Source organism: Janthinobacterium sp. UMAB-60, from assembly GCF_900095235.1.
Classification (GTDB): domain Bacteria; phylum Pseudomonadota; class Gammaproteobacteria; order Burkholderiales; family Burkholderiaceae_D; genus Janthinobacterium.
This window is the reverse complement of record NZ_LT607487.1, coordinates 251069-276912: the sequence shown is the minus strand read 5'-3', so window position 1 is coordinate 276912 and position 25844 is coordinate 251069. Positions and strand designations below refer to the sequence as shown.

21 protein-coding genes and 1 pseudogene are annotated in these 25844 nt (G+C 64.6%); 10 read left to right on the top strand and 12 right to left on the bottom strand.

All coding sequences use genetic code 11. From position 1 onward, the window contains the following. Both K0F86_RS12690 and K0F86_RS12685 read left to right on the top strand, forming a co-directional pair. A partial coding sequence (locus K0F86_RS12690) for a hypothetical protein (protein WP_219134703.1) occupies nt 1-221 on the top strand: 221 nt, incomplete at its 5' end. Between the two features lie 78 nt (nt 222-299). Next, entirely contained in the window at nt 300-5342 is a 5043-nt protein-coding gene (locus K0F86_RS12685) for a diguanylate cyclase domain-containing protein (protein WP_219134702.1), read from the top strand. 28 nt (nt 5343-5370) lie between these two features. On the opposite strand, the gene K0F86_RS12680 is transcribed toward K0F86_RS12685, so the two are convergent. From K0F86_RS12680 to K0F86_RS12670, 3 genes are all read right to left on the bottom strand, one after another. After that, entirely contained in the window at nt 5371-6870 is a 1500-nt protein-coding gene (locus tag K0F86_RS12680; RefSeq protein WP_257572135.1) for a nucleobase:cation symporter-2 family protein, read from the bottom strand. A 276-nt stretch (nt 6871-7146) separates the two neighbouring features. Further along, the gene (locus K0F86_RS12675) at nt 7147-7575 is read right to left on the bottom strand and encodes a hypothetical protein (protein ID WP_071076698.1); all 429 of its coding nucleotides are present in this window, start codon (nt 7573-7575) and stop codon (nt 7147-7149) included. A gap of 80 nt (nt 7576-7655) precedes the next feature. After that, a complete protein-coding gene (locus K0F86_RS12670; RefSeq protein WP_219134701.1) occupies nt 7656-8066 on the bottom strand; it encodes a FeoC-like transcriptional regulator in 411 nt (136 codons plus the stop codon). Between the two features lie 149 nt (nt 8067-8215). On the opposite strand from K0F86_RS12670, the gene K0F86_RS12665 reads away from it, so the two are divergent. Beyond that, the gene (locus K0F86_RS12665; RefSeq protein WP_219134700.1) at nt 8216-8929 is read left to right on the top strand and encodes a S24 family peptidase; all 714 of its coding nucleotides are present in this window, start codon (nt 8216-8218) and stop codon (nt 8927-8929) included. A gap of 35 nt (nt 8930-8964) precedes the next feature. On the opposite strand, the gene K0F86_RS12660 is transcribed toward K0F86_RS12665, so the two are convergent. The 7 genes from K0F86_RS12660 to K0F86_RS12630 form a co-directional block, all read right to left on the bottom strand. Further along, nucleotides 8965-10860 carry a propionate--CoA ligase gene (locus tag K0F86_RS12660; RefSeq protein WP_219134699.1) on the bottom strand — a complete coding sequence of 632 codons (1896 nt, stop codon included), beginning with the start codon at nt 10858-10860 and terminating at the stop codon, nt 8965-8967. A gap of 102 nt (nt 10861-10962) precedes the next feature. Further along, nucleotides 10963-12153, bottom strand: a complete 1191-nt coding sequence (gene prpF / locus K0F86_RS12655; RefSeq protein ID WP_219134698.1) for a 2-methylaconitate cis-trans isomerase PrpF — start codon at nt 12151-12153, stop codon at nt 10963-10965. A 127-nt stretch (nt 12154-12280) separates the two neighbouring features. After that, on the bottom strand, nt 12281-14875 hold the full coding sequence (acnD, locus tag K0F86_RS12650) for a Fe/S-dependent 2-methylisocitrate dehydratase AcnD (protein ID WP_219134727.1): 2595 nt from the start codon (nt 14873-14875) through the stop codon (nt 12281-12283). Nucleotides 14876-14898: 23 nt separating this feature from the next. After that, the gene (prpC, locus tag K0F86_RS12645; protein WP_219134697.1) at nt 14899-16053 is read right to left on the bottom strand and encodes a 2-methylcitrate synthase; all 1155 of its coding nucleotides are present in this window, start codon (nt 16051-16053) and stop codon (nt 14899-14901) included. Nucleotides 16054-16122: 69 nt separating this feature from the next. Next, the gene (gene prpB, locus K0F86_RS12640; protein WP_096236075.1) at nt 16123-17010 is read right to left on the bottom strand and encodes a methylisocitrate lyase; all 888 of its coding nucleotides are present in this window, start codon (nt 17008-17010) and stop codon (nt 16123-16125) included. 329 nt (nt 17011-17339) lie between these two features. Further along, nucleotides 17340-17588: a hypothetical protein gene (locus K0F86_RS12635; protein ID WP_096236077.1), complete on the bottom strand. Its 249-nt coding sequence runs from the start codon at nt 17586-17588 to the stop codon at nt 17340-17342. 123 nt (nt 17589-17711) lie between these two features. Beyond that, entirely contained in the window at nt 17712-17948 is a 237-nt protein-coding gene (locus tag K0F86_RS12630) for a hypothetical protein (protein ID WP_219134696.1), read from the bottom strand. A gap of 177 nt (nt 17949-18125) precedes the next feature. On the opposite strand from K0F86_RS12630, the gene K0F86_RS12625 reads away from it, so the two are divergent. The 4 genes from K0F86_RS12625 to K0F86_RS12615 all read left to right on the top strand — a co-directional run bounded on the left by K0F86_RS12625 (nt 18126) and on the right by K0F86_RS12615 (nt 21848). Next, a complete protein-coding gene (locus K0F86_RS12625; protein ID WP_219134695.1) occupies nt 18126-18983 on the top strand; it encodes an MBL fold metallo-hydrolase in 858 nt (285 codons plus the stop codon). A gap of 128 nt (nt 18984-19111) precedes the next feature. Next, a complete protein-coding gene (locus tag K0F86_RS27520; RefSeq protein WP_257572134.1) occupies nt 19112-19459 on the top strand; it encodes a hypothetical protein in 348 nt (115 codons plus the stop codon). Beyond that, nucleotides 19450-20292: a hypothetical protein gene (locus K0F86_RS12620; protein ID WP_257572133.1), complete on the top strand. Its 843-nt coding sequence runs from the start codon at nt 19450-19452 to the stop codon at nt 20290-20292. The genes K0F86_RS27520 and K0F86_RS12620 overlap by 10 nt, the downstream gene beginning before the upstream one ends. Before the next feature lie 122 nt (nt 20293-20414). Further along, the gene (locus tag K0F86_RS12615; protein ID WP_219134694.1) at nt 20415-21848 is read left to right on the top strand and encodes an MFS transporter; all 1434 of its coding nucleotides are present in this window, start codon (nt 20415-20417) and stop codon (nt 21846-21848) included. A gap of 19 nt (nt 21849-21867) precedes the next feature. On the opposite strand, the gene K0F86_RS12610 is transcribed toward K0F86_RS12615, so the two are convergent. Together K0F86_RS12610 and K0F86_RS12605 are read right to left on the bottom strand one after the other, a co-directional pair. Then, nucleotides 21868-22773 carry a LysR family transcriptional regulator gene (locus K0F86_RS12610; RefSeq protein ID WP_219134693.1) on the bottom strand — a complete coding sequence of 302 codons (906 nt, stop codon included), beginning with the start codon at nt 22771-22773 and terminating at the stop codon, nt 21868-21870. Between the two features lie 6 nt (nt 22774-22779). Next, nucleotides 22780-24228 carry a M20/M25/M40 family metallo-hydrolase gene (locus K0F86_RS12605; RefSeq protein WP_219134692.1) on the bottom strand — a complete coding sequence of 483 codons (1449 nt, stop codon included), beginning with the start codon at nt 24226-24228 and terminating at the stop codon, nt 22780-22782. 173 nt (nt 24229-24401) lie between these two features. Here K0F86_RS12605 and K0F86_RS12600 point away from each other — a divergent pair, with 173 nt between their 5' ends. The 3 genes and pseudogenes from K0F86_RS12600 to K0F86_RS27515 all read left to right on the top strand — a co-directional run. Next, entirely contained in the window at nt 24402-24932 is a 531-nt protein-coding gene (locus K0F86_RS12600) for a GNAT family N-acetyltransferase (protein ID WP_219134691.1), read from the top strand. A gap of 120 nt (nt 24933-25052) precedes the next feature. Beyond that, a complete protein-coding gene (locus tag K0F86_RS12595) occupies nt 25053-25502 on the top strand; it encodes a glycine zipper 2TM domain-containing protein (RefSeq protein WP_219134690.1) in 450 nt (149 codons plus the stop codon). Nucleotides 25503-25650: 148 nt separating this feature from the next. Then, nucleotides 25651-25844, top strand: a pseudogene (locus tag K0F86_RS27515) (protein phosphatase); the annotation flags it as partial.

Genomic DNA, 25844 nt, shown 5'->3' with positions numbered 1-25844 from the left:
GCCTGCATCCGCACGCGGATTTCAGCATCATGCATTGCATGAACGCCGACCTGTCCGGCCAAGCCATCACCGTGGCCGTGGCAGTAAAACAAGCAAGCGTCGCACACGCCCCCACCGACCTGGCCAGTTGCCGGCACGCGGCCGTCACAGCCCTGCCGGCTTTTATACAACACCACCCGTTGCACCACGTGCCCCGCCCTCACTCCACGGCTGCCTACTGATATAATACTTGCAACGAAGTAAGACATTCGAAATGTGCGCCTCAAGGCTCCCGCAACCGTCCGTGTACCGCTAAGCCCATGAGCTCCCTTTTCGACCACGAGATCATCCAACAGCTGCACAGCGGTGGCCGCTCGCGGGTGTATCGCGCCAGGGCCGCTGATGGCACCGCGCTGATCGTCAAGAAGCCCAATCAGCAGTTCCCTTCCTTTCAGCAACTGGCACAATTCAAGCGCGAGTATGCGATCGCGCGCCGCTGCCGCCATCCTGGCGTGGTGCATCCGCTGGCGCTGCAGTTGCACGGCGGGTGCTGGACGATGCTGCAGGAAGATGGCGGCGGCCAGGCGCTCGACCAGGTGTTGCGCACGCAGCTGGCGGCGCGCAGGACGCCGGCGCAGCCTGCGTTGGCGCTGGAGGATTTTTTCGACATCGCGCTGCAACTGTGCGCGGCGCTGGAAGAGGTCCATCGTCATGGCGTGATCCACAAGGACATCAATCCATCCAATCTGGTGTGGAACGCCGATCGGCGTCTGCTGCAGCTGACCGATTTCGGCATCGCCTGTGAACTGCCATACGAAAGCCCTGGCATCGTCAGTCTCCAGGCCCTGGAAGGCACCTTGCGTTACATGGCGCCGGAACAGACGGGGCGCATGAATCGGCGGGCCGACTGGCGCGCCGATTTCTATGCGCTCGGCGCCACCCTGTACGAACTGCTGGCCGGTCAGGCGCCGTTCGAGGCGGGCGACGCGATGGAACTCGTGCATTGCCACATTGCCCGCAGTCCCGACTGGTCGCACCCTGCACTCGCCGACTTGCCTGGCCAGCTGTTGCCGATCATCCAGCGGCTGCTGGAAAAAAATGCCGATCAGCGCTATCAGAGCTTGCAAGGCCTGCGCCGCGACCTCGAAGCATGCCACGCGAACAAGCCGGCGCAGGCGCTCAAGCTGTCCGACCACAATCGCCGCTTCCTTGTGCCGCAGACGCTGCATGGGCGCGAGGATGCCATCGCCGTGCTGCTGGCGGCGTTTGAACGCAGTGCCGCGGGTAGTTGCGAGATGCTGCTGCTGGCCGGCCATTCGGGCATCGGCAAGTCGGCGGTCGTCAACGAAGTGCAGAAACCGATCGTCGCCCGGCGCGGCTGCTTCCTGTCCGGAAAATTTGACCAGCTCCAGCGCGACGTACCGTATGCCTCGCTGATCCAGGCCTTCCAGGGGCTGGTGCGCCAGCTGCTGGGCCAGCCCGAGGAAACGCTGCGGCAGTGGTCCGAAAAACTGCACGGCGCCCTGGGCGATGGCATCGGCGTGCTGGTCGAACTGATTCCCCAACTGGCGTTGATCGTCGGCCCCACCGACGCCTTGCCCGCATCGGCGCCGGCACAGGCCCAGCTGCGCCTGGACCGCCTGTTCCCCCGCTTCGTCGAAGTCTTCGCCTGCGCCGGGCATCCGCTGGTGCTGTTCCTGGACGACCTGCAATGGGCCGATGCGGCCACCTTGCGGATGATCGAGCTGCTCATGCTCTCCTGCGACAAGTGCTGCCTGATGTTCATCGGCGCGTACCGCGACAACGAAGTGAGCGCCGCGCACCCGCTCATCGCGCTGCGCGACAAGCTGCTCGCACGCGAGGTGTGCCTGTCCACGCTGTTACTGAGCCCCCTGAGCGAGCCGCAGGTGGCGCAAATGGTAGCGGCTACCGTGCGCGTGGCGGCACCTGACTGCGCGCCCCTGACCCGCATTTGCTACAACAAGACGGCCGGCAATCCATTTTTCCTCAACCAGTTCCTCGCTTCGCTCAATGAGACGGGCCACCTGCGCTACCGGGCCGAAGGCGATTGCTGGGACTGGGACCTGCCCGCGATACAACAGGTCAAATATACCGACAACGTGGTCGATGTGCTGCTGGAGAAAATCCACCGCCTGCCCACGGCAACGCAGCACCTGCTGCAACTGGCCGCCTCCAGCGGCAACCGCTTCACGCTCGACACGCTTGCACTGGCAACGGACCGCTCGCCCCGGCACACGCAGCAAGCCTTGTGGCCGGCGCTCCATGCAGGACTCGTCCAACCGCTCGACGAACGCTATAAATACGTCGATGGCGACACCCGTGCCGGCCACAGCGGCGTCAATTACCGTTTCCTGCACGACCGGGTGCAGCAGGCAGCCTACCTGGTCGCCGATGCCGGCACCCGCGCGGCCAACCATCTTCGCATCGGCCGCCTGCTGCTGCGGCATGCCACGCCGGAGCACCAGGACGTAACACTGTTTGAAATCGTCGAGCAGCTCAACGCCGGCCGTGCGCTGCTCGACGATGCGGATGAGCGCGTGCAGCTGGCGGCGCTCAATCTGCAGGCCGGCGGCAAGGCACGACGCTCGGCCGCGTTCCAGGCCACGCTGGAGCACATGCGAATTGGTCTGGGCCTGCTGCCGGCAGAGGCGTGGAGCGTCCACGCCGACCTCTGGCTCGACCTGCAGCTGGGCGCGGCCGAAGCGGCGTACCTGTGCGGGCAGTTCGATGCCGCCGAGGCGATCTATCCGCTGGTGCGCGCCCGCAGCCTGCACCCGCTGCTGCAGGTACGCTGCATTGCCATCCAGGCGCACCAGTATCAATTGCAGGGCCGCCTGCTCGACGCCATCGCCGTGCAGCGCGAAGGCCTGGCGCAGTTGAACATCGCCATTCCGCACGATGTCGCGCACATGAAGGCGCGTTTCGACGACATCCTCGCCGATATCGGGCGGCTGCCTGGCACGCAGGCGCCCGACACCTTGCTGGCGGCCGGCGACATGTGCGCGCCGGACGCGGTGGCCGCGATGCAGATGATGCAGGGCCTGTGGATGGCCAGCTATTACGCCGGCCAGCAGGATCTGAGCGCGCTGATGGTGGTGTCGATGACGCGGCTGTCCATGCAACGGGGGAACAGCGATTTCAGCGCCGTCGCCTATGTCGGCTACGCGCTGATGCTGGCGCTGTACGACGGCGACGTGGCGCGCGGCTACGACTTCGGCGCGATGGCGATGGCGCTGGCCAGGCAGCGTGCCAATCTGCAGACGCGCACACTCACGGGCCTGATGTTCGGTGCGCTCATCAGCCACTGGACGCAGCCGCTGCGCAGCTCCGACGCCCTGTACGAAGAAGCCTTTGGCTGGGCGCTGGAAATCGCCGATTTCGTGCAGGTCGGCGTGGTGGCGGCCGTGCGCGCCACCGAACGGATGATCCTCGGCGACTATCTGCCGCACCTGATGCACGACATCGAGCACGACCTGGCGCTGATGCGCGCCAACGGCCAGCAGGCGATGGCCGATTGCTGCGTCGCCGCCGCTGTCCAGCCGATCAAATGTCTGATGGGCCTGCTGCCCCGGCACGACAGCTACGATGATGCGACGTTCAGCGAGGCGCGCTTCCTCAAGCAGTATGGCGACTCGCAGCTGTACCGCGCCTACTATTTGCAAGGCAAGATCCGCAACGCCTACCTGTTCGACGGCGCCGACGCCGAGCTGCTGGCCGGTCAGCTCGGCATCGTCACCCAGATCATGCGCGGCCAGGCCAAGGTTGCCGAGTGCAGCTTCTACACCGCGCTGATCCTGATCCGCGCCTTGCGACGCGACCCGGCGCGACCCGATGCGGGCGCGGTGCTGAGCGTGATCGATGCACTGCAGGCGAGCCTCACCGAGTGGGCCAGGCAAGGCTCGGACAATAGCGCTGCCAAACATCTGCTGGTGATGGCCGAGATGGCACGCTACCGGGACGATCTGCAGCTGGCCACGCGCCATTACCGGCAGGCGGTCGACGCCGCCGGCCTGGCAGGCTACGTCAACGTGCAAGCGCTGGGCAATGAGCTGTGCGGCGAATACTGGTCCGAGCAGGGCCACGCGCGCGTGGCCGGCGTCTTCATCCAGGACGCCATCGCGCACTACGGCCAGTGGGGCGCAGAGGGCAAGGTGACGCAACTGCGGGCGCGCCACGCTGCGCTGCTGTCACGGATGGATGGCCGCGCCACGCTGTCGCATGTGGGCCCCCACACGCACGGCAGTTCCGCGCTCGACCTGGTGTCGCTGCTGAAGGCGGCACAGATCCTGTCGAACGAAGTCGGCCTGCGCAATGTACTGACACGCCTCATTTCCATCGTATGCGAAAACGCTGGCGGGCAAGTGGCGCGCCTGCTGCTGCTATCCGAAGGCAGCTACCAGCTGGAGGCCAATATCGATGGCGATGGCGTCACCGTCCTGCAAGCGCGGCGGCTCGACCTGAACGCCGCCAGCGACCCGCAATTCCCGCTATCGCTGCTGCGCTACGTGATCCGCACTGGCGCGGAGGTGATCGAAGACAGCATCACGGGCGTCTCGCGCTTTGCCGCCGACCCGTACGTGCAACTGCAGCGGCCGCGCGCCGTCATGTGCCTGCCGATCCGGCACGGCGGCCAGATCGACGGCATCCTGTACTTCGAGAACCGGCTGGCAGAAGCCTCGTTCACGCAGGAGCGCGTCGCCTTCCTGCGCATGCTCGGTGTACAGGCGATGATCTCGATCTCCAGCGCCAGGCTGCATGACAGCCTGGAGCGGCGCGTTGCCGAACGCACGGAACAGCTGGAGGACGCCAACCGCAAGCTGGCGACCCTGTCCATCACCGACGGCCTGACGGGCCTGTCGAACCGGCGCCATTTCGACGACGTGCTGCGTGCCGAATGTGCGCGCGCCACGCGCGTCGGCCAGCCGCTGGCCGTCATCATGCTCGATGTCGACTACTTCAAGCGCTTCAACGACCGTCACGGCCACCAGGCCGGCGACGCCTGCCTGATCCGGGTCGCGCAGGCGCTGGCGGCCGGCATGCGGCGCGCAGGCGATCTGACGGCGCGCTACGGCGGCGAAGAGTTTTCGATCGTGCTGCCGAACACGGGCGCGGACGAGGCGCGCCAGATCGGCGACGCGCTGCGGCGTGCCATCGAAGAGCTGTCCATCCCCCATGCGAGTGCGGATGCGGCACAGGTGACGATCAGCGTCGGCATCGCGGTCCAGTCGCCACCGGGCGCCGCCGATCCCGACGCCCTGTTGCGGCTGGCCGACGCCGCGCTATACCACGCCAAGGATGCGGGACGCAATTGCGTGGTGCTCAGAATTCTGCCGCCTGGCTGACCAGCAGGCCGGCGCGGGGCGACTCTCCTCACTCGCTGCCATGACTGTTCTCGCGCGCCTGCTCCCGCGCTTTTTCGCTTGACGCCAGCCCGTTGAAAAACAGATTGAGCAGCACGGCCACGATGGCGGCCAGCAGGATGCCGCTGTGCAGCAACGGCGACAGGGCCTTCGGCATGTGCTGTGCATATTGCTCTGCCACCAGCGGCAACATGCCAAAGCCGATCGACAAGGCCACGATGAACAGGTTGTTGCGGTTGCTCTTGTAGTCGACGCCGGCCAGGATGCGGATGCCGGTGGCGGCCACCATGCCGAACATCACCAGCCCTGCCCCACCCAGCACGAACGCCGGCACGGCTTCGGCCGTCTGCGCGATCTTCGGGATCACGCCCATGACCAGCAGGATGATGCCGGCCGCTACGCAGACCCAGCGGCTGCGCACGCCCGTCACCCCGACCAGGCCCACGTTTTGCGAGAACGAGGTGTACGGGAAGGTATTGAAGATGCCGCCGATCAGCGTGCCCAGGCCATCGACGCGCAAGCCGCGGCTGATGTCGTCTTGCGTGATGCGCTTGTCCGTCATTTCGCCCAGCGCCAAAAACATGCCCAGCGATTCGATCATGACGACGATCATCACCAGGCTCATGGTCACAATGGCGACCACGTCGAAGGTCGGCATGCCGAACTGAAACGGCGTGACGATGGCAAAGGCCTTGGCGCTGGCCACCTTGGCAAAATCGGCCTTGCCCAACGCAAACGACAAGGCCGTGCCGGCGATGATGCCGATCAATACCGCGATATTCGACAGGAACCCCCGGCCATACTTGGCCACCAGCAAGATGACGGCCAGCACGAAAAAGGCGATGCCCATGTTATCCAGCGCGCCGTAGCCGGGGTTGGCAATCAGCGGCACGGGGCCAAGCGGCGCAGGCAAGCCGGCCGCCGTGGCGGCAGCGGCCATCTTGAGGAAGGCGGGATCGGCAATTTGCGCCATGGCGGGCGGCCCGCCCATGGCCCAGTTCACGCCCACGCGCATCAGCGACACGCCGATCACGGCGATGATGCTGCCGGTGACCACAGGCGGAAACAGGGCCAGCAGGCGGCTGATGAAGGGCGCGATCAGCATGGAGACCACGCCGGCGCCGATCACGGCGCCAAAGATGCCGGTGATGCCCAGGGCCGGGTTGTTCGCCATGGCCAGCATGGGACTGACGGCGGCAAAGGTCACGCCCATCATCACGGGCAGGCGGATGCCGAAGTACTTGCCGATGCCCAGGGACTGGATCAGGGTCACCAGGCCGCAGCAGAACAGGTCGGCACTGATCAATGCCGCCACCTGCCCGGGCGGCAGCTTGAGGGCACGGCCGACGATCAGCGGCACGGCGATGGCACCCGCATACATGACGAGCACATGCTGCAAACCGAGGGTGAACAGCTTGCCGGCTGGCAGGATTTCATCGACGGGCGATGGCGCGGCAGGCGTGCCGCCCGGAGCGCTGCGGTGGATGGATTTCAGGCGGGGAGAGGCCATTTACGCTCCATTTCCTGGGTTGCCGCGGCCCGGATGGGCGCAGGTACAACGGAAAAGCAAGAGAGAAACGGGACGACAGGAACACACTGGCGGTGGATGAGGCATGCGAAGCTCCTTGGATGGGATGACCAAGGTATGCCATGCACGCTTCGTGCCAGGTGGAATTGTATACAGTTTGTGGCGACAAACCAGCATGAGGCGCATGGCGCCTTCGCCCTTCGCACCGATTTCAGGCGCGCTGCCGTCAGCATGCACTAAAAGGGGACGCCAGCGCCGTCAGCGCCGCGTCCGCACCTCCTTGACGGCAGCGGCCGCATCCGCCGCCAGTTCACCGATATCCTTGTCGCGGCGCCGGTCGAACCAGCGCACGCTGGCACTCACCAGCCACCACGCCGGCAAACCGACGAGCGCCATCAGCGGTGCGGCAATGAACAGGAAGCCCGTGGCCGGATCACAGCCATACAGCGCCGCCACCGTTTGCGCGCTGTCAAACAAGCCGGGCCACCACGCCAGCACCGCCGACACCAGGACGGGACCGGCAAACGTGGCAATGATGATGCTGGAGCAAATACGGATGAGCGCCTCCTTGCAGTTGCGTGGCCACATGACCATGAAGCTGAGCAAGGTGGCAAAGAAGGCGGCCAGCAAGGGGACGCCCAGCAGCTTGATCCAGGCAGCCCCTGCGGCGGTGATATCGATATGCATGATGTGCTTTCAGTTGCGGCAAAAAAACTGCGCTTGGCAGCTTGCTTGCTGTCATTCATTTGAGAAGGCGGCTTGCTGCCCTACCCTTGCGCCGGTCCGAACAAGGCCGCCACCAGCGGATCGCGGCGCGCCGCACCGCGTGGCCAGCATGCCGTGCGGCGCACCTGCGGCGGCAGTTCGGCCCAGCCGTCGACCTCCTCGTCCGGTTCGCCCAGCGCGTACAGGGCGGGTCGCTGGCGTCCCGGTTCCGTGCAATGGCGCTGCGCCAGGTGGATCTGTCCCATGCCGCACATGTGGCGCAAATAGCGGCTCATGGTGCCCGCATCGAGTCCCAGCAAGGCGGACAATTGCGCCGCGCTGGCCTGCCCCTGCTCGCGTATGTATTGGGCGATGCGGGCGATATGCAGCTGCGACTTCCTGCTGCGTCCCTGTAACTGGCGCCCCTGGCGCGGCGCCATCCTGCTTTCCACCAACTGACTGCTGTTCAACATCTGCCTGACCTCCCGTGGTGTCGCCCACCGGCAAACGCTGTAGTGCGTTTGCGACAGGCAACGAGTGGACTTTATCAATCGCTAATGTTAAAGTCAAGCATTTGGTAATTTATCAAACGGTAAATTTCAGGTTTAATGTGGAGATGAATATGTATCAATACAGACGCGACCGCCTGCTGGCCCTGATCCGCGAGCACTACGACAACACGCGCAAGAAAATTTCCGACGTCAGCGGCTGGAGCGAGGCGCGCATCTCGCAAATTCTCTCGCCCACCTACCGCGAGGGACGCGCCTTCAGCGAAAAAATCGCGCGCAAGCTGGAAGCGGACCTGCAGCTCGACAGCATGTACTTCGACCAGGGGGCGGCGCCCGACCAGGCGGAACTGGCGGCACGCGCCTTGGGTGAAGTACAGCCGGTGGTGGTGCTCGATGGCGAAGATGCGCGCTTCTACCCGATCCGCAAGGTGAAATTGCGCCTGTCGGCCGGCATCACGGGCTTTGCCATCGAACCGGAAACGCACGACGGCAGCAGCATCAGCGTGCCGCGCAGCTGGGTCGATCGCAATGGCTACCACCCTGAAAAATTGGTGGCGATCAAGGTCAAGGGCGAGAGCATGGAGCCGGCCCTGTACGAGGACGACGTGGTGATCATCAATACGGCCGACAAGCGGCCGGCCGACGGCATTGTGTTTGCCATCAATTACGAAGGCGAACCGGTGGTCAAGCGCATGGCGCGCGATATCGGAGAATGGTGGCTGACCTCGGACAACCCGGACCAGCGCAAATACCACCGCAAGCTGTGCCGCGGCAATGAATGCCTGATCGTCGGCAGGGTCGTGCGCAAGGAAAGCGACCGGATTTGAGAGCGAAGTCTATCGATTGATAAACTTCGCTTGCCTCATGGCGTTGACGTCAATGCCGCCTGGATCTGCTGCAGCGATGCCGGATCGTCCATCGACGTCAGGTCGCCCGGGCTGCGCCCTTCGCAGATGGCCTGGATCGAGCGGCGCAGCAGCTTGCCCGAACGCGTCTTCGGCAACTGTGGCACGAACAGCACGCGCGCGGGCCGCGCCACGGCGCCCAGCTGGCGGTCGACCACGGCCATCACTTCGCGTTCCAGTGCCGCTTTCGCTTCAACGCTGTCGAAGCCCTGCGGATTTTTCAGGATCACGAAAGCCATCGCCACCTGGCCTTTGAGCTTGTCTTCCACGCCCACCACCGCCACTTCCGACACGTTCGGATGGCTGGTGATGCTTTCCTCGATTTCGCGCGTGCCCAGGCGGTGGCCGGCCACGTTGATCACGTCATCGGTGCGGCCCAGAATAAAATAATAGCCGTCCGCATCGCGCACGCCCCAGTCGAACGTGGAATACACCTGCCGGTCGCTGAAGGTGGACCAGTAGGTCTCGACGAAACGCTCGTCGTCGCCATACACGGTCTGCATGCAGCCTGGCGGCAGCGGGCCTTCCAGCACCAGCACGCCCTTTTCGTTGGTGCCGCACTCCTCGCCCGTCGCTTCGTTGAGCAGCTTGACCTGATAGCCGTACATGGCCATGCCCGGGCTGCCCAGGCGCGTCGGCGTATCGGCCACGCCTTTTGCCACCGAGAGGATCGGCCAGCCCGTCTCCGTCTGCCAGTAGTTGTCGATGATGTCCACTTTGAGTTCATCTGCGATCCATTGCGAGGTGGTTTCATCGAGCGGCTCGCCCGCCAGGTACAGCGCTTTCAATGAAGACAGGTCGTACTTGCGCATCAGTTCCACCGGATGCTTGCGCAGCACGCGGATGGCCGTGGGCGCCGAGAACATGCGCGTGACCTTGTATTTCTCGACGATGCTCCACCAGATGCCCGCATCGGGACAGATCGGCAAGCCCTCGTACAGGATGGTGGCCATGCCGGCGATCAGCGGGCCATACACGATGTAGGAGTGTCCCACCACCCAGCCGATATCCGAGGTGGCAAAGAAGGTTTCGCCGGGCTTGCCGCAGAAGTTGTACTGCATCGACGACGCCAGCGCCACCGCATAGCCGCCCACGTCGCGCTGCACGCCCTTCGGTTTGCCCGTCGTGCCCGAGGTGTACAGCACGTACGACGGCTCGTTCGATTCGAGCCAGGTGACGGGCACCTGCGCGTCCAGGTGCTGCTCGCGCAGGGTCGCGTAATCGACGTCGCGGCCCGGCGTCAGTTCCATCGGCACCAGGTGGCGGTCGACCAGCAGCACCTGCCGCGGCTTGTGCGCGGCGATGCGAATGGCTTCGTCGAGCAGCGGCTTGTAGGCGATCGCCTTGCCATTGCGCGAACCGGCATCGGCGGAGAACACCAGCTTGGGCTGCGCATCGTCGATGCGGCTGGCCAGGCTGTTGGCGGCAAAACCGCCGAACACCACGGAATGCACGGCGCCGATGCGGGCGCACGCCAGCATGGCAAAGGCCGCCTCGGCGATCATCGGCATGTAGATCAGGACGCGGTCGCCCTTGACCACGCCCAGCGACAGCAGGATGGCGGCGCAGCGTTCCACTTCGCGCTGCAGTTCGCGAAAGCTGTAAGTGCGCTCGGTATTGGTTTCGGTGGAAATGGCGATCAGCGCGGCGGCATCGCCCTGGCTGTCCACCCAGCGGTCGACGGCGTTGTGGCACAAATTGGTGGTGCCGCCGACGAACCATTTGGCGAACGGCGGGCGGGAATAATCAAGCACTTGCGAAAACGGGGTATGCCAATCGATCTTGTCCGCTTCCTCGCGCCAAAAAGCGTCAGGCGTGTCGATCGAGCGTTGATAAAATGCTGCGAAATTCATGTCTCCTCCGGTAGGCGTGCAATCTTGTATCGGGTCCGGGCGAACTGGCCCGGGCGCCGCTTATGTGCGTCGTCTGCGTGCCATTCGCCTGCGTATTTTTTCCTAAAACGCGTCGCCGGGAATGCGTACAGTCCCTTCCATCAGCACGCGCGCGCTGCGGCTCATGATGGCCTTGGTGACGCTCCATTGACCATCGACCTGCTGCGCTTGCGCACCCACCATCAGGGTGCCGGACGGGTGGCCGAAGCGCACGCTGGTTTTTTCGCCGCCGCCCGCCGCCAGGTTCACCAGCGTGCCGGGAATGGCCGCCGCCGTGCCGATGGCGACAGCCGCCGTGCCCATCATGGCGTGGTGCAGCTTGCCCATCGACATGGCGCGCACCAGCAGGTCGATCTCGCCCGCTTCCACCCGCTTGCCGCTGGACGAGACATAGCCGGCCGGCTTGGCGACAAAGGCCACTTTCGGCGTGTGCTGGCGCTTCGCCGCCTCGTCCAGGTGGGAAATCAAGCCCATGCGCAGTGCGCCGTGCGCGCGGATGGTTTCGAAACGGGTCAGCGCGGCCGGATCGCCATTGATGGCGTCCTGCAGTTCCGTGCCCGTGTAGCCGATGGCCTGCGCATCGACGAAAATCGTCGGGATGCCGGCGTTGATCATCGTGACTTTCAAGACACCGATGCCGGGCACGTCGAGGTCATCAACCAGGTTGCCGGTAGGGAACATAGCACCACCGCCGCCCTCTTCCTCCGCAGCCGGATCGAGGAATTCCAGTTTCACTTCGGCGGCCGGGAAGGTCACGCCATCGAGCTCGAAGTCGCCCGTTTCCTGCACTTCGCCATGCGTCACGGGGACGTGGGCGATGATGGTCTTGCCGATATTGGCTTGCCAGATGCGCACCGTGGCGATGCCGTTGGCAGGCACGCGCGCAGCGTCCACCAGCCCGCTGGCGATGGCGAACGAGCCGACTGCCGCCGACAGGTTGCCGCAGTTGCCGCTCCAGTCGACGAAGGGCTTGTCGATGGAGACCTGGCCGAACAGGTAGTCGACGTCGTGCTCCGGCTTGCTACTTTTCGCCAGGATCACCGTCTTGCTGGTGCTCGACGTGGCGCCGCCCATGCCGTCGATCTGCTTGCCGTAGGGGTCGGGGCTGCCAATCACGCGCAGCAGCAGCGCATCGCGCGCCGCGCCCGGCACTTGCGCGCTGGCGGGCAAATCCTGCAGGCGGAAAAACACGCCCTTGCTGGTGCCGCCGCGCATATAGGTGGCGGGGATCTTGATTTGGGGGGTGTGGCTCATGTCACTCCTGGAAAGAGGTAGGTCGGATTAGCGGGGCAGCGCCACGCGTAATCCGACACATTGTTGGCGGGTTTTGGCAGACAGCGTCGGATTACGCGCAAGCGCTAATCCGACCTACCCGTCTGGTTTACGCCGCCTTGGACGACTCGAGGAAATCCTGCGCGAATCGTTGAAGAACGCCGCCCGCCTCATAGATCGACACCTCTTCCGCCGTATCGAGGCGGCAGGTGACGGGCACTTCCAACGTTTCGCCGTTCTTGCGGTGGATGAGCAACGTCAAGGTGGAGCGCGGCGTGCGTTCGCCCACGACGTCATAGGTTTCGCTGCCATCCAGGCCCAGGGTCTTGCGGTTCACGCCAGGCAGGAACTCCAGCGGCAGCACGCCCATGCCCACCAGATTGGTGCGGTGGATGCGTTCAAAACCTTCGGCCACGATGGCTTCCACGCCGGCCAGGCGCACGCCCTTGGCGGCCCAGTCGCGCGAGGAACCCTGGCCATAGTCGGCGCCGGCGATGATGATCAGGGGCTGCTTGCGCTCCATGTACACCTCGATGGCTTCCCACATGCGCGAGATCGTGCCTTCCGGCTCGATGCGCGTGAGCGAACCCGCTTTGACTTTACCGTCCTCGATGACCATTTCGTTTTTCAGGGTCGGGTTGGCGAACGTGGCGCGCTGCGCCGTCAAGTGGTCGCCCCGGTGCGTGGCGTAGGAATTGAAGTCTTCCTCGGGCAAACCCATCTTCGCCAGGTATTCGCCGGCCGCGCTATCGAGCATGATGGCATTCGATGGCGACAAGTGATCGGTGGTGATGTTGTCGCCCAGGACGGCCAGCGGACGCATGCCTTTCAGTGGGCGTGCGCCAGCCAGCGCGCCTTCCCAGTACGGCGGACGGCGGATGTACGTCGTCTGCGGACGCCAGTCGTACAGCGGGCTGACCTTGATGCCGTCGTCCACCTGCGCGGCAAACATCGGGATGTACACCTTGCGGAACTGCTCCGGCTTGACGCTGGAAGCGACGATGGCGTCGATTTCCTCGTCGGACGGCCAGATATCCTTCAACTGGATAGCCTTGCCGTCCGGGGCGATGCCCAGCACGTCCTTCTCGATGTCGAAGCGGATGGTGCCGGCAATCGCGTAGGCCACCACCAGCGGCGGCGAGGCGAGGAAAGCCTGCTTCGCGTACGGGTGGATGCGGCCATCGAAGTTGCGGTTACCCGACAGGACCGCCGTGGCGTACAGGTCGCGCGATACCACTTCTTCCTGGATGACGGGGTCGAGCGCGCCCGACATGCCGTTGCATGAAGTGCAGGCAAACGCCACCACGCCAAAGCCCAATGTTTCGAGCTCGGTCATCAGGCCCGCTTCCTGCAGATACAGCTCCACGGTTTTCGAGCCTGGCGCCAGCGAGGACTTGACCCACGGCTTGCGGGTCAGGCCCAGGCGGTTCGCATTGCGCGCGATCAGGCCGGCGGCGATCATGTTGCGCGGATTGTTCGTGTTGGTGCAGCTGGTGATGGCCGCGATGATGACGGCGCCGTCCGGCATCTTGCCCGGCTCGTTTTCCACCACGCCGGAGATCCCGCGCGCGGCCAGTTCCGACGTCGGCACGCGGTTGTGCGGATTCGACGGACCCGCGATATTGCGCACGACGGACGACAGATCGAACGTCAGCACGCGCTCGTACTCGGCGTCGACCAGGCTGTCGGCCCACAGGCCCGTTTCCTTCGCATACAGCTCCACCAGTTTCACCAGTTCGTCGTCGCGGCCCGTCAATTTCAGATACTTGATGGTTTGCGCATCGATGTAGAACATGGCGGCCGTGGCGCCGAATTCCGGCGCCATGTTGGAAATCGTGGCGCGGTCGCCCAGGGTCAGGTGCGACGCGCCCTCACCAAAGAATTCCAGGTAGGACGAGACGACCTTCTGCTTGCGCAAAAATTCCGTCAGCGCCAGCACCGTGTCGGTGGCCGTGATGCCCGGCTGCGGTTTACCCGTCAGCTTGACGCCGATGATGTCGGGCAGGCGCATCCACGAGGCGCGGCCCAGCATCACGCTTTCCGCTTCCAGGCCGCCCACGCCGATGGCGATCACGCCCAGCGCATCGACCATGGGCGTGTGCGAATCCGTACCCACCAGGGTATCGGGATAGGCTACGCCATTTTGCACCTGGATCACGGGCGACATGCGCTCCAGATTGATCTGGTGCAGGATGCCGTTACCTGGCGGGATCACGTCGACATTTTTAAATGCTTTCTTGGTCCAGTCGATGAAATCGAAGCGGTCTTCATTGCGGCGGTCTTCGATGGCGCGGTTCTTGGCGAAGGCATCGGGGTCGAAGCCGCCGCATTCGACGGCCAGCGAGTGGTCGACCACCAGCTGCGTCGGCACGACGGGGTTGACCAGGGCCGGGTCGCCGCCCTGGGCCGCGATGGCGTCGCGCAGGCCGGCCAGGTCGACCAGGGCCGTCTGGCCCAGGATGTCATGGCAGACAACGCGGGCGGGGAACCATGGAAAGTCCAGGTCGCGGCGGCGTTCGATGAACTGGCTCAGCGAGGCGTTCAGGGTGGCAGGGTCGCAGCGGCGCACAAGGTTTTCGGCCAGCACGCGCGAGGTATAAGGCAAGGTGGCGTAGGCGCCTGGCTGGATCGCATCGACGGCGGCGCGCGTGTCGAAATAGTCTAGCTGGGTGCCCGGCAAGGGTTTGCGGTGCAGGGTGTTCATTGGGGTACTCATTGCGGCGCTCATTATTTGCGGTCCTTGATCGGCACGAATTCCAGGTCTTCAGGACCCACGTAGTTGGCGCTCGGGCGGATGATCTTGTTGTCGATGCGCTGCTCGATGATGTGGGCGGCCCAGCCCGAGGTGCGCGAAATGACGAACAGCGGCGTAAACATCGCCGTCGGCACGCCCATCATGTGGTACGACACGGCCGAGAACCAGTCCAGGTTCGGGAACATGTTCTTGATTTCCCACATGACCGATTCCAGGCGCTCGGCGATGTCGAACATCTTGGTGGAACCGGCTTCCTGCGACAGCGAACGCGCCACTTCCTTGATGACTTTATTGCGCGGGTCGGAAATCGTGTAGACGGGGTGGCCGAAGCCGATCACCACTTCCTTGTTGGCCACGCGCTCGCGGATGTCCGCTTCCGCTTCGTCGGGATTGTCGTAGCGCTTCTGGATATCCAGCGCCACTTCATTCGCGCCGCCGTGTTTCGGGCCGCGCAGCGCGCCGATGGCGCCCGTGATGGCCGAATGGATGTCGGAACCCGTGCCGGCGATGACGCGGCTGGTGAAGGTCGAGGCATTGAATTCGTGTTCCGCGTACAGGATCAAGGACGTGTGCATGGCTTTTTCCCACGATGCCGACGGTTTTTCGCCATGCAGCAGGTGCAGGAAGTGGCCGCCGATCGAGTCGTCGTCCGTTTCCACTTCGATGCGCTTGCCGTTATGGCTGTAGTGGTACCAGTACAGCAGCATGGAGCCGAACGACGCCATCAGGCGGTCCGCGATGTCGCGCGCGCCAGGCGCGTTATGGTCGTCTTTTTCCGGCAGGGTGCAGCCCAGCACGGACACGCCCGTGCGCATCACGTCCATCGGGTGGGCGGCGGCCGGCAGCGCTTCCAGGGCCGACTTGACAGCCGACGGCAAGCCGCGCAGCGATTTCAGCTTGGCCTTGTAGCCTTTCAATTCAGCGGCGGTCGGCAGCTTGCCGTGCACCAGCAGGTAGGCGATTTCCTCGAATTCGCAGCTATCGGCCACGTCCAGGATGTCATAGCCGCGGTAGTGCAAATCGTTGCCGGTCTTGCCGACCGAGCACAGCGCCGTATTGCCGGCGGTAACGCCGGACAGGGCGACGGATTTTTTAGGCTTGAAAGTAGCGACTTGCGGTGCGGTCATTGTGTTCTCCAGATTGAATAGTCTCGGGTGCGTCAATGCGGGACCGGCATGCGGTCCCTGCTTCTTTACTTATTTCTTTTGCGCGGCGAACAGCGCGTCGAGCTTTTGCTCGAAGTCGTGATAATTGATCGATTCATACAGCTCCATGCGCGTCTGCATGGTGTCGACGACATTCTTTTGCGTGCCGTCGCGGCGCAGCGCGCGGTAGACGTTGTCGGCCGCCTTGTTCATGGCGCGGAAGGCCGACAGCGGATACAGGGCCAGGCCCACGTGCGCGCTGCGCAGTTCGTCCAGCGTGAACAGCGGCGTGGAACCGAATTCCGTGATGTTGGCCAGGATAGGCACGTTGACGGCCTTGGCGAACGTGGCATACATGTCCAGGTCCGTGATGGCTTCCGGGAAGATCATGTCGGCGCCCGCCTCGACGCAGGCGACGGCGCGTTCCAGTGCCGCTTCCAGGCCATCGACGGCCAGCGCATCGGTGCGCGCCATGATGACGAAGTTGGGGTCCGTGCGCGCATCGACGGCCGCCTTGATGCGGTCGACCATCTCTTCCTTGCTGACGATTTCCTTGCCCGGACGGTGGCCGCAGCGCTTGGCGCCCACCTGGTCTTCGATATGCAAGCCGGCAGCGCCGAACTTGATCATCGATTTCACGGTGCGCGCCACATTGAAGGCGGACGAACCGAAGCCCGTGTCGGCATCGACCAGCAGCGGCAGGTCGCACACGTCGGTGATGCGGCGGATGTCGGTCAGCACGTCGTCCAGGCTGGAAATACCCAGGTCGGGCAAGCCCAGCGAGCCGGCCGCGACACCGCCGCCGGACAAATAGATGGCTTTATAACCGGCGCGCTTCGCCAGCAAGGCGTGGTTGGCATTGATGGCGCCGACGACTTGCAACGGGGATTCTTCCTGGACGGCCTTGCGGAATGCGGCACCTGCGGAGTATTGAGTCATGTGTTCACCTTATGGGTTTCGGATGGTCCCGAATGTTTCACGGAGTGGCTATGAGCATCAGTATTGCAAATGCCGTGCCAGCACCGCACACCGGCCCGGAAAATGCGTCACGCACAGTGAAAACCAGGGGAAATGGCCACGCAACGGCGCTGCACGCGCTGTCACGCACGGGAACAGCGATGTCACAATGCATGACAATGATGTTTCAAATATGTTTCAATCATTCCATTTGAAACATTGAAACATGAAACAGACCAGACTGCCACCGGGCGCGCACATAAAAAAACAGCCGGCGGGCGCCGGCTGCAGGTTTGCTGAAAATGCAGGAGCTAAGCCAGCCGCACCAGCGGATTGGCGATGATGTTGTCGATCTGGCGCACGGCTTCTTCGCAGGCGGCGGCAATGGCGCCATCCTCGTCGTCGCGCACGAACTGCATGGTCGAGCCTTCGAATACTTCCAGGCCTTCCGCGGTGGCGCGTTCGATGTCGCAGCTGGCCGACCATTTGCCATCGGTGGTGGGCACGGCCAGGGGAACGATTTCCCAGCCTTTATAGTGAATTTTAGAACTGTTTTCCATGGGTGCCTCCTTGGTGACTGACTCAATAGTGGAAATCGTAGCATGAAGCGGGACCGCTAGCGACGTGTTTCACGCGCCGGCGCGCGGTCAGGCTGACTTTCGGGCTAAACGATTTACGCTGGCTCAAGGACGCAGCAGATTATCCACTTCCGTCCTGGCCACTTCTATCCCGGCCGTGCAAGCCGTCTCGGGCGCCGCATAGCCGCCCAAGGTGCGGCTGCGCGTAATCGCTTGCGCCGCGCTCTCGCCCTCGCGCTGCAGGCGGTAGGTAAAATCCCATAAATCGTCGTTATCCTTTTGCGGGGTCACGGAAATCGTAAAACCGCGGTATTGCTCGCTGCGTGCAGGTATATCGTTCATGAATTCCTCCTTGGAGGAATGAGGTTACCATGCTGCAAGCGCCAGGGTGCGCACGACTGCGACGGGCGCATGCATGCCCGCTTATCTGTTTTTCGCATGCTCAATGTCAATTTGCAGCATTTTTTTAGCGTACTCTGGCGATATAATGTCCTTCCCTGTTCGTACTTTGCCGCCGCGATGACCCCACAAATCCAAGCTTTCTTCGACCCCGCCACCGCCACCGTCACGTATGTCGTGTACGAGGCCGATGGCCAGGACTGCGCCATCATCGATTCCGTGCTCGACTACGACCCGAAAGCGGGCCGTACCTCGACCACGTCGGCCGACAAGGTGATCGCCTTCGTGCGCGAACACGGCTTGCAGTGCCGCTGGCTGCTGGAAACCCACGCGCATGCCGACCACCTGTCCGCCGCGCCCTACCTGCAGCAGCAGCTGGGCGGCGACGTGGCTATCGGCGCCGCCATCCAGACGGTGCAGCAGGCCTTCGCCGCCGTCTACCACCAGGATGACGCCAGGGCCGACGGCTCGCAGTTCGACCAGCTGTTCGCGCCCGACCAGGTGTTTCATATTGGTAAGCTGGAGGTGCGCGCCCTGCATGTGCCCGGACACACGCCGGCCGACCTGGCGTACCAGATCGGCGACGCCGTCTTCGTCGGCGACACCCTGTTCATGCCGGACGTGGGTTCGGCCCGCTGCGACTTTCCAGGCGGCTCCGCATCCCTGCTGTACCGCTCCGTGCAGCGCCTGCTGGCGCTGCCGCCGCAAACGCGGCTGTTCATGTGCCACGACTATCCGCCCAACGGCCGCGCGCCGCGCTGGGAAGTGACGGTGGCCGAACAGCGCGCCGGCAACATCCACTTGCGCGACGGCATCACGGAAGAACAATTCGTGGCCATGCGCACGGGCCGCGATGCCACCTTGGACATGCCGACCTTGATCCTGCCCGCCATCCAGGTCAACATCAACGCGGGCAAGCTGCCCGAGCCGGAAGACAACGGCGTGCGCTACCTCAAAATACCGCTGAACGCGATCTGATTGCCTCGGGCACTCCGCGCCCATCGCACCTCCTTTCTTGACACCACGCAAGTTCCACCTCAGGCAATCCGCATACAGTGCAGATTGCCTGAGTTCACTTTGGCGCCGCCTTTTCCTGCTTACAAGTCGTGGGTCTGCAGTGGCTCAATCCACTGCAACGGCTCGACTATCCGACCGAGTGGCAACTGTTATGGACGCTCGGCCTGGCCAAACCCAACAAGAATGACGATATGGTCAGGACGGATCCCAGGGGCTTCAGCACCTTGCAGGCAGTCGCCCCCATTACTCACGATCTCGATGGCACGGAAACGTTCAAGGGTTATCACCATAAGTATCTGCGCGAGCTGATGAGCAATTTCCACGACATTTACTATTCCAGCCCCACCTACTTCTACCATGTCTACCCCAAGGATAAAAAACAGAACTGGCGGGCATCCGCGTCGAATATGCCCTGCCTGCGGGTAAGTTGGACCTAGAAGAGGCAAAAAACACTACATGCGAACGCATCATCGACACCTTTAACATCGGCAATGTCAATTTCCCCACCCTCTGGACCCGCGCCACTCCGCCCGACGTGCGCATCACCCTGGGTGGCAACAATGCAGGCTTCGTCTCCCTGCAAGCCGCGCTGGCCTACCTGGAAGCGCATCCGAAGGAAGCCGTGTGGGTCATGAACTGGGATGCGCCGAGCCGGCCGAAAACCATGCAGATCAATGAAAATCTGGTGCTGCTGGTGCTGGCCGGCCCTGATTACAAAACGGAACGGGCGGCGCTGGCGTGGGTAGGCTATCCGGCCACGAAAAGCGTGGCGGACTTTGAACTGGCCAAGGACAAGCCGCCGCGCGCCGTGCAGGCGTGGCAGGCGCTATTTGCCGAAGCGGCGCGCCATGGCGGCAAGACGGAAACCGATATTGGCTACATCATCCACGACGCCAGCAAGAGTCTGCCCACCTCCTCCGACCGCCAGGGTCAGCTGGCGCAGGCGCTGACCCTGGAAGTGCCGGGCTTCGACTTCCTGCCGCAGACCTTCAATACGCCGGCGCTGCTGGGCGAGATGGGCGCCGGCACGGCGCTGACCAATGTGGCCCTGGGCGTCGCCCATGCTAACCACGTCGGCAAGAGCGTGCTGGTGGCGGGCACCAGCGATCCTGCCAGCGTCACGGGCGTGCTGGTCGCGCCGCCAGACAAAGTACGCCCTATCGACCACGACAAACCGTGGTTCCGCGCGCGCGGCGAAAACCATGCGTATCTGCCGTGGTGGGGCATCCGCCACGATGCGGCGGACGCTATGCAGGGCTACTCAGATTGAAGTCCGAAGGCACCGCTCCGCACATGGCGTCAAACGCAATAACACAATGCAAATGATGCGTCTTCCGCCATGCAATATCCCTCAGTACCATGTGGTGACCCTATTCGAGGATCCACCACGCCATGCAACCACCGTCAAAACCCGTACCGCCCGAGCAGCAGGCCACCGAAGCTGGTAGCGTCACCACACCCGTGCGCGGCGCGCTGGCCAGCCTGTCCCTGGCGATGCTGCTGCCAGCGCTGGGCACCAGCATCGCCAACGTGGGCTTGCCCGACATGGCCAGGGCCCTGCAGGCACCGTTCCAGGATGTGCAATGGATCGTGCTGGCGTATCTGCTGGCCATCACCGCCCTGATCGTCAGCGTCGGGCGCCTCGGCGACATGCTCGGCCGGCGCCGCCTGCTGCTGGCCGGCATCGCGCTGTTTGCCATGGCCTCCATCCTGTGCGCCCTGGCGCCCACCTTGTGGCTGCTGGTTGCCGCGCGCGCCCTGCAGGGCCTGGGTGCTTCCGTCATGATGGCGCTGACGATGGCCTTTGTCGGCAGCACCGTACCCAAGGCCAGGACGGGCAGCGCCATGGGCCTGCTCGGCACCATGTCGGCGGTCGGCACCACGCTCGGCCCCGCGCTGGGCGGCCTGCTGATCGCGTGCTTCGGCTGGCAAGCCATTTTCCTCGTCAACGTGCCGCTGGCCGCCGTGGCGCTGCTGCTGGCCTGGCGCTACCTGCCGGCCGACCAGCGCGGCGCGCACGCCAAGCGTCCCGTGTTCGACCACCGCGGCACCGTGCTGCTGGCGCTGACCCTGGGCGCGTATGCGCTGGCCATGACCCTGGGCCGCGGCCATTTCGGCGCACGCAACGTGGCGCTGCTGCTGGCCGCCTGCGTCGGCGCCGTCCTGTTCGTCCGGGTCGAACTGAAGGCGCCGGCACCGCTGATCCGCCTGGCCATGCTGCGCGCGCCCGTGCTCGGCGCCGGCCTGGCGACCAGCATGCTGGTCTCGACGGTCATGATGTCCACGCTGGTGGTCGGCCCCTTCTACCTGGCGCGCGGCCTGGGCCTGGGCACGGCCGTCAACGGCATGGTGCTGGCGGCCGGGCCGCTGGTGGCGGCGTTCTGCGGCGTGCCGTCCGGCTGGCTGGTGGACCGCTACGGCGCGCAGCGCATGGGCGGCGCGGGCCTGTGCGGCGCGGCCGGCGCCTGCCTGGCGCTGGCCCTGCTGCCCGCCAGCCTGGGCATCCCCGGCTACGTCGCCCCGATCATGCTGCTCACGGCCAGCTACGCGCTGTTCCAGGCAGCCAACAATACCGCCGTGATGGGCGATATCGTTCCCGAGCAGCGCGGCGTCATCTCCGGCATGCTCAATCTGTCGCGCAATCTGGGCCTCGTCACGGGCGCCTCCGTGATGGGCGCCGTCTTCGCTGCCGGCGCCGGCGATATCACCGGCGCGCAGCCAGCCGCCATGATCGGCGGCATGCACGCCACCTTTGCCGTCGCCAGCGCGCTGATACTCGCCGCGCTGGCCATTTTCATGTTCGGCCGCGCTCTGAGCAAGCCCTGACCTGCCGCTGCCGGCGGCATCAACTGGCGTTGATCCGGGCCGCGCAGGCGTCGACCACGCAGCCGCGCAGCCAGCGGTGGGCCGGGTCGGCATCCATGCGCGGATGCCACATCAGCGACACGGTCAGGTCGGGCATGCCTAGCGGCAGCGCAAAACTGAACATGCCGGCGCGCAGATTGCCCGTATGCCGTTCCGGCACGGTGGCGATCAGGTCGGAGCCGGCGGCCAGCGCCAGCGCCGCAGTAAAGCCGCCGACGATGCTGGCGATCGTGCGCTGCAATCCCAGGGCGGCCAGGGCGTCGTCCATCGGCCCCGTATCCTGGTCGCGCCGCGCCACCAGCACGTGCTGGCCGGCCGCATAACGCTCGGCGCTGATGTCGCCTTGCGCCAGCGCATGGCCGCTGCGCACCACGCCCACGAAACGGTCGCCGAACAGCCTGCGCGTGCGCACTTCCGGGCTGGTGAGACTGCCGATCACACCCGTTTCCAGGTCGATGCTGCCCTCGCGCAGCTGCACGCTTTCGCGGTCCAGCTTTTGCACGAAGCGCAGGCGCACGCCAGGCGCTTGCGCGCCGATATGCGCGAGCAGCGCCGGGCCGAAATTTTCCACGAAACCGTCGCTCGAACGCAGCGTAAATGTTTGCGCCAGCTGGCGCGGGTCCAGCTGCTCCGCCGGCCCCAGCACGGCCAGCACCTCGCCTAACAGGGGTCCCACTCTTGCGCGCAGCTCCAGCGCGCGCGGCGTGGGCACCAGTTCACGGCCGGCGCGCACCAGCAAGGGATCGCCGGTCGTCTCGCGCAGGCGCGCCAGGGCGCGGCTCATGGCCGATGGACTCAAACGCAAACGCCGCGCCGCGCGCGTGACGCTGCCTTCGGCCAGCAGCACGTCAAGGGCGATCAACAGGTTCAGATCGGGTAGCGACATTGGCGCTTACTCGCCCTGCTCCGGCGCGCGCCCGATCTCGCCGTCGATATTGGCCAGGAACCAGGCCAGCGACGACATCAGCGCCACGTTGCGCTTCAGGTTTTCCGGGTCGACCTTGTCCAGGGTGTCGGCCGCCGTGTGGTGGTAGTGGAAGTAGCTGTGGCTGTCGACCAGCGGCTCGAAGCTGGGCACGCCGCCCGTTTCCAGGCGGTGCAAGTCGCCCGTGCCCAGCGCGTCGCGGCGCGTGAACGCGTGCGCGCCGATCGGTTGCAGGGCCGCGCGCAGCGGGGCGAACAGTTTTTCCGACTTCGGCCCCACGCTGGCGAGGATGCCGAACGGGCGGCCGGCGCCGCTGTCCATCTCGATAGCCGCGTATTGTTTGCCGAGCGCCTGCTTGTGGGCCTCGAAATAAGCCTGGCCGCCACGGCCGCCGTTTTCCTCGTTCATCCAGGCGATCACGCGGATGGTGCGGCGCGGGCGATAGTCGAGCTTTTTCAGGGTTTCCAGCACGCCCATGGCCGCCACCACGCCGGCGCCGTCGTCGTGCGCGCCCGTCGCCAGGTCCCAGGAATCGAGGTGGCCCGAGACCACCACCACTTCGTCGGCCCTGTCCGTGCCCGGCCAGTCGGCGATGACGTTGTAGCTGTCCGCTTCCGGCAGGTTTTGCGGCGTCAGGGTCAGATGCATTTTCAGCGGGCCGCGCGCGGCCAGGCGGCCGATCAGCAAGGCGTCTTCCACGGTGACGGCGGCGGCGGGAATGCGCTTGTTGTCATCGAGGCCCGTGGCGCCCGCGTGCGGGATGCGGAAGTTCGCGCCGCCGACCGAACGCACCAGCGCGGCGGCCGCGCCCAGGTCGGCCGCCGCCTTCGGTCCATTGAAACGGAAGCGCGAACCCTGGCCGTAGGTGACGCCGGCCAGGCCCCGCTCGGCCATCTCCTGGTCGAACGGCGTGTCGATCAGCACGATGGCGCCCTTCACTTCCGACGCGCGCGCCTTGAGTTCTTCCAGGCTCTTGACGATGATCACGGGCGCCGTCAGGCCAGCGGCCGGGGTGGCGCCCGAACCGCCCAGGGCGGTCAGCACCACGCGCTGCGACACGCCCTGCGGACGGCCCGCATAGTCGACGATGTCCGCCGTTTCCACACCGCGCACCCAGTGCGGCACTTTCACGGGCTGCAAGGTGACGGTGGCGCCCAGCTGGCGCATGGTCTCGGCCACCTGCCGCACGGCGGCCGCCGCGCCGGCGGAACCGGACAGGCGCGGGCCAATCAGATCCGTCATGTCGGCCAGGCGGGCATACGCCCAGTCGCTGTGCAGCGCCGTGTCGCGCACCTGCGCCAGCGCCTGCGGCGCATTGCCTGGCGCGGCGGCAAAGGCGCCGGCGCTGACGGCGCAGCCAAGGGCGATGAATAAAGCGGAACGGCGCAGTGGCGCGCCAGTCAGGGTGGTATGCATGTAATGTCAATTCCAGTCAACGAGGTCGAAGCGGGTACGCCGTGGCCAGGGGCAAGGCGCGGCTTTCTACGATAGCGTATTTGTTCTGTCATTGCAGCAACTTTTACGGGATCGATTGCCTCTCCCCCCAGAGTCGATTACCATCAAGATCGTGATCGCTACCGGATACCGCCATGCTCAAGGGAACCCTCTGTACCGTCCGGCATGTGCAGGCCGCCGACCTGAATGCCTATATTTCCCTCGTCAACGACCTGCCTTCGCGCGGCGAGTTTTTCTCGATGCAATTCAAGTCGCCCGAGGCCATGCGGCGCGACTTCCTGCAATCGGGTTTTGTCACCGAGGACAGCGAATTGTTCCTCATCGAAGACAAGGCCCAGCACATCATCGGCACGATCACGCACTTCAAGAGCCGCACGCCAGCCTCGCGCGAGATCGGCTACCGCCTGTTCGACCGGCAGCGGGACGGGCGCGGCTACATCAGCGAAGCGACCCGCCTGGTGGTCGACTACCTGTTCAACGCCTATCCGTATCACCGGCTGGAACTGCTGATGGACCCGCTCAACATCGGCTCCGAGCGCATCGCGCAAAAGAACGGCTTTAGCGAGGAAGGCTTGCTGCGCCAGGCGTTTTTTATCAACGGCGTGATGCGCGATGTCAAAATGTACAGCCTGCTGCGGCCCGAATGGCAGGCGCGGGGGCGCTGACTTGTTACCATCGGGGCAGGAATGTAAGAAGTTGTATTAGACATGGAACAAGCGGGGAGCAGCGGATATAGTCCAGTCCATGCAGATCATTGTGATCTCGCCGGAATGGAAGGAAATGCCATGTTGAACAAGAAACTCCTGGGTGCGGTAATGGTAGCGGCAGTGGCTGTGTCTTCGGCCGCAGTCGCCGGTGACCGCGACTTCAATACCGTTGCAGGCGCCGTTGTCGGAGCGGCCATTGGCAACAGCACCGGCGGGCGCAATGGCGCGATCGTCGGTGGCGTGCTTGGCGCCGCGGTCGGCAACAGCATCAGCACGAATGACCGCTATTATGACCGTGGCGGCTATCGCGGCGGCTACCGTGAAACCTATTATGCGCCTGCGCCGCAACCGGTGTACTACGCGCCGGCCCCGCAGCCCGTGTATTACGCACCGCCACCACGCTACTACGGCCCGCCAGCTGTCGTCTACGTGCAACCGGGCCGCGGCTACTACCGCGACCATGGCCGCCGCGACTACTCTGACCGAGACTACCATGACCGTGGCCACGGCTGGGGCCATCGTCGCTAAGCAGCACCCTGCACCCGCCTCCTCTAAAACCTGCGCCAGCCTGCTGCCGCAGGTTTTTTTGTTAGATAAGCAAGGTATCGCCCCTGCACAATTTCGGCTAAGCTGTATCCTATGATCAACATTGCTGGCCGCATGGACCGCTCAACCGATGCATTTAATCAAAGACGCGCTTGACTTCGGCCCCTGGCTCGATGCCGCCGCCGGCAGCAGCGTGGGCGCCGGCCCCCTGCCGCGGCGCGAGAACCAGGACAACTTCCTGCTGATCGATGCCAGCGGCCACGCCGTCTGCCTGTCGCGGCAGGCGCCGTTCCACTGTCAGGTGCCAGGCTGGCCGCGCGGCCA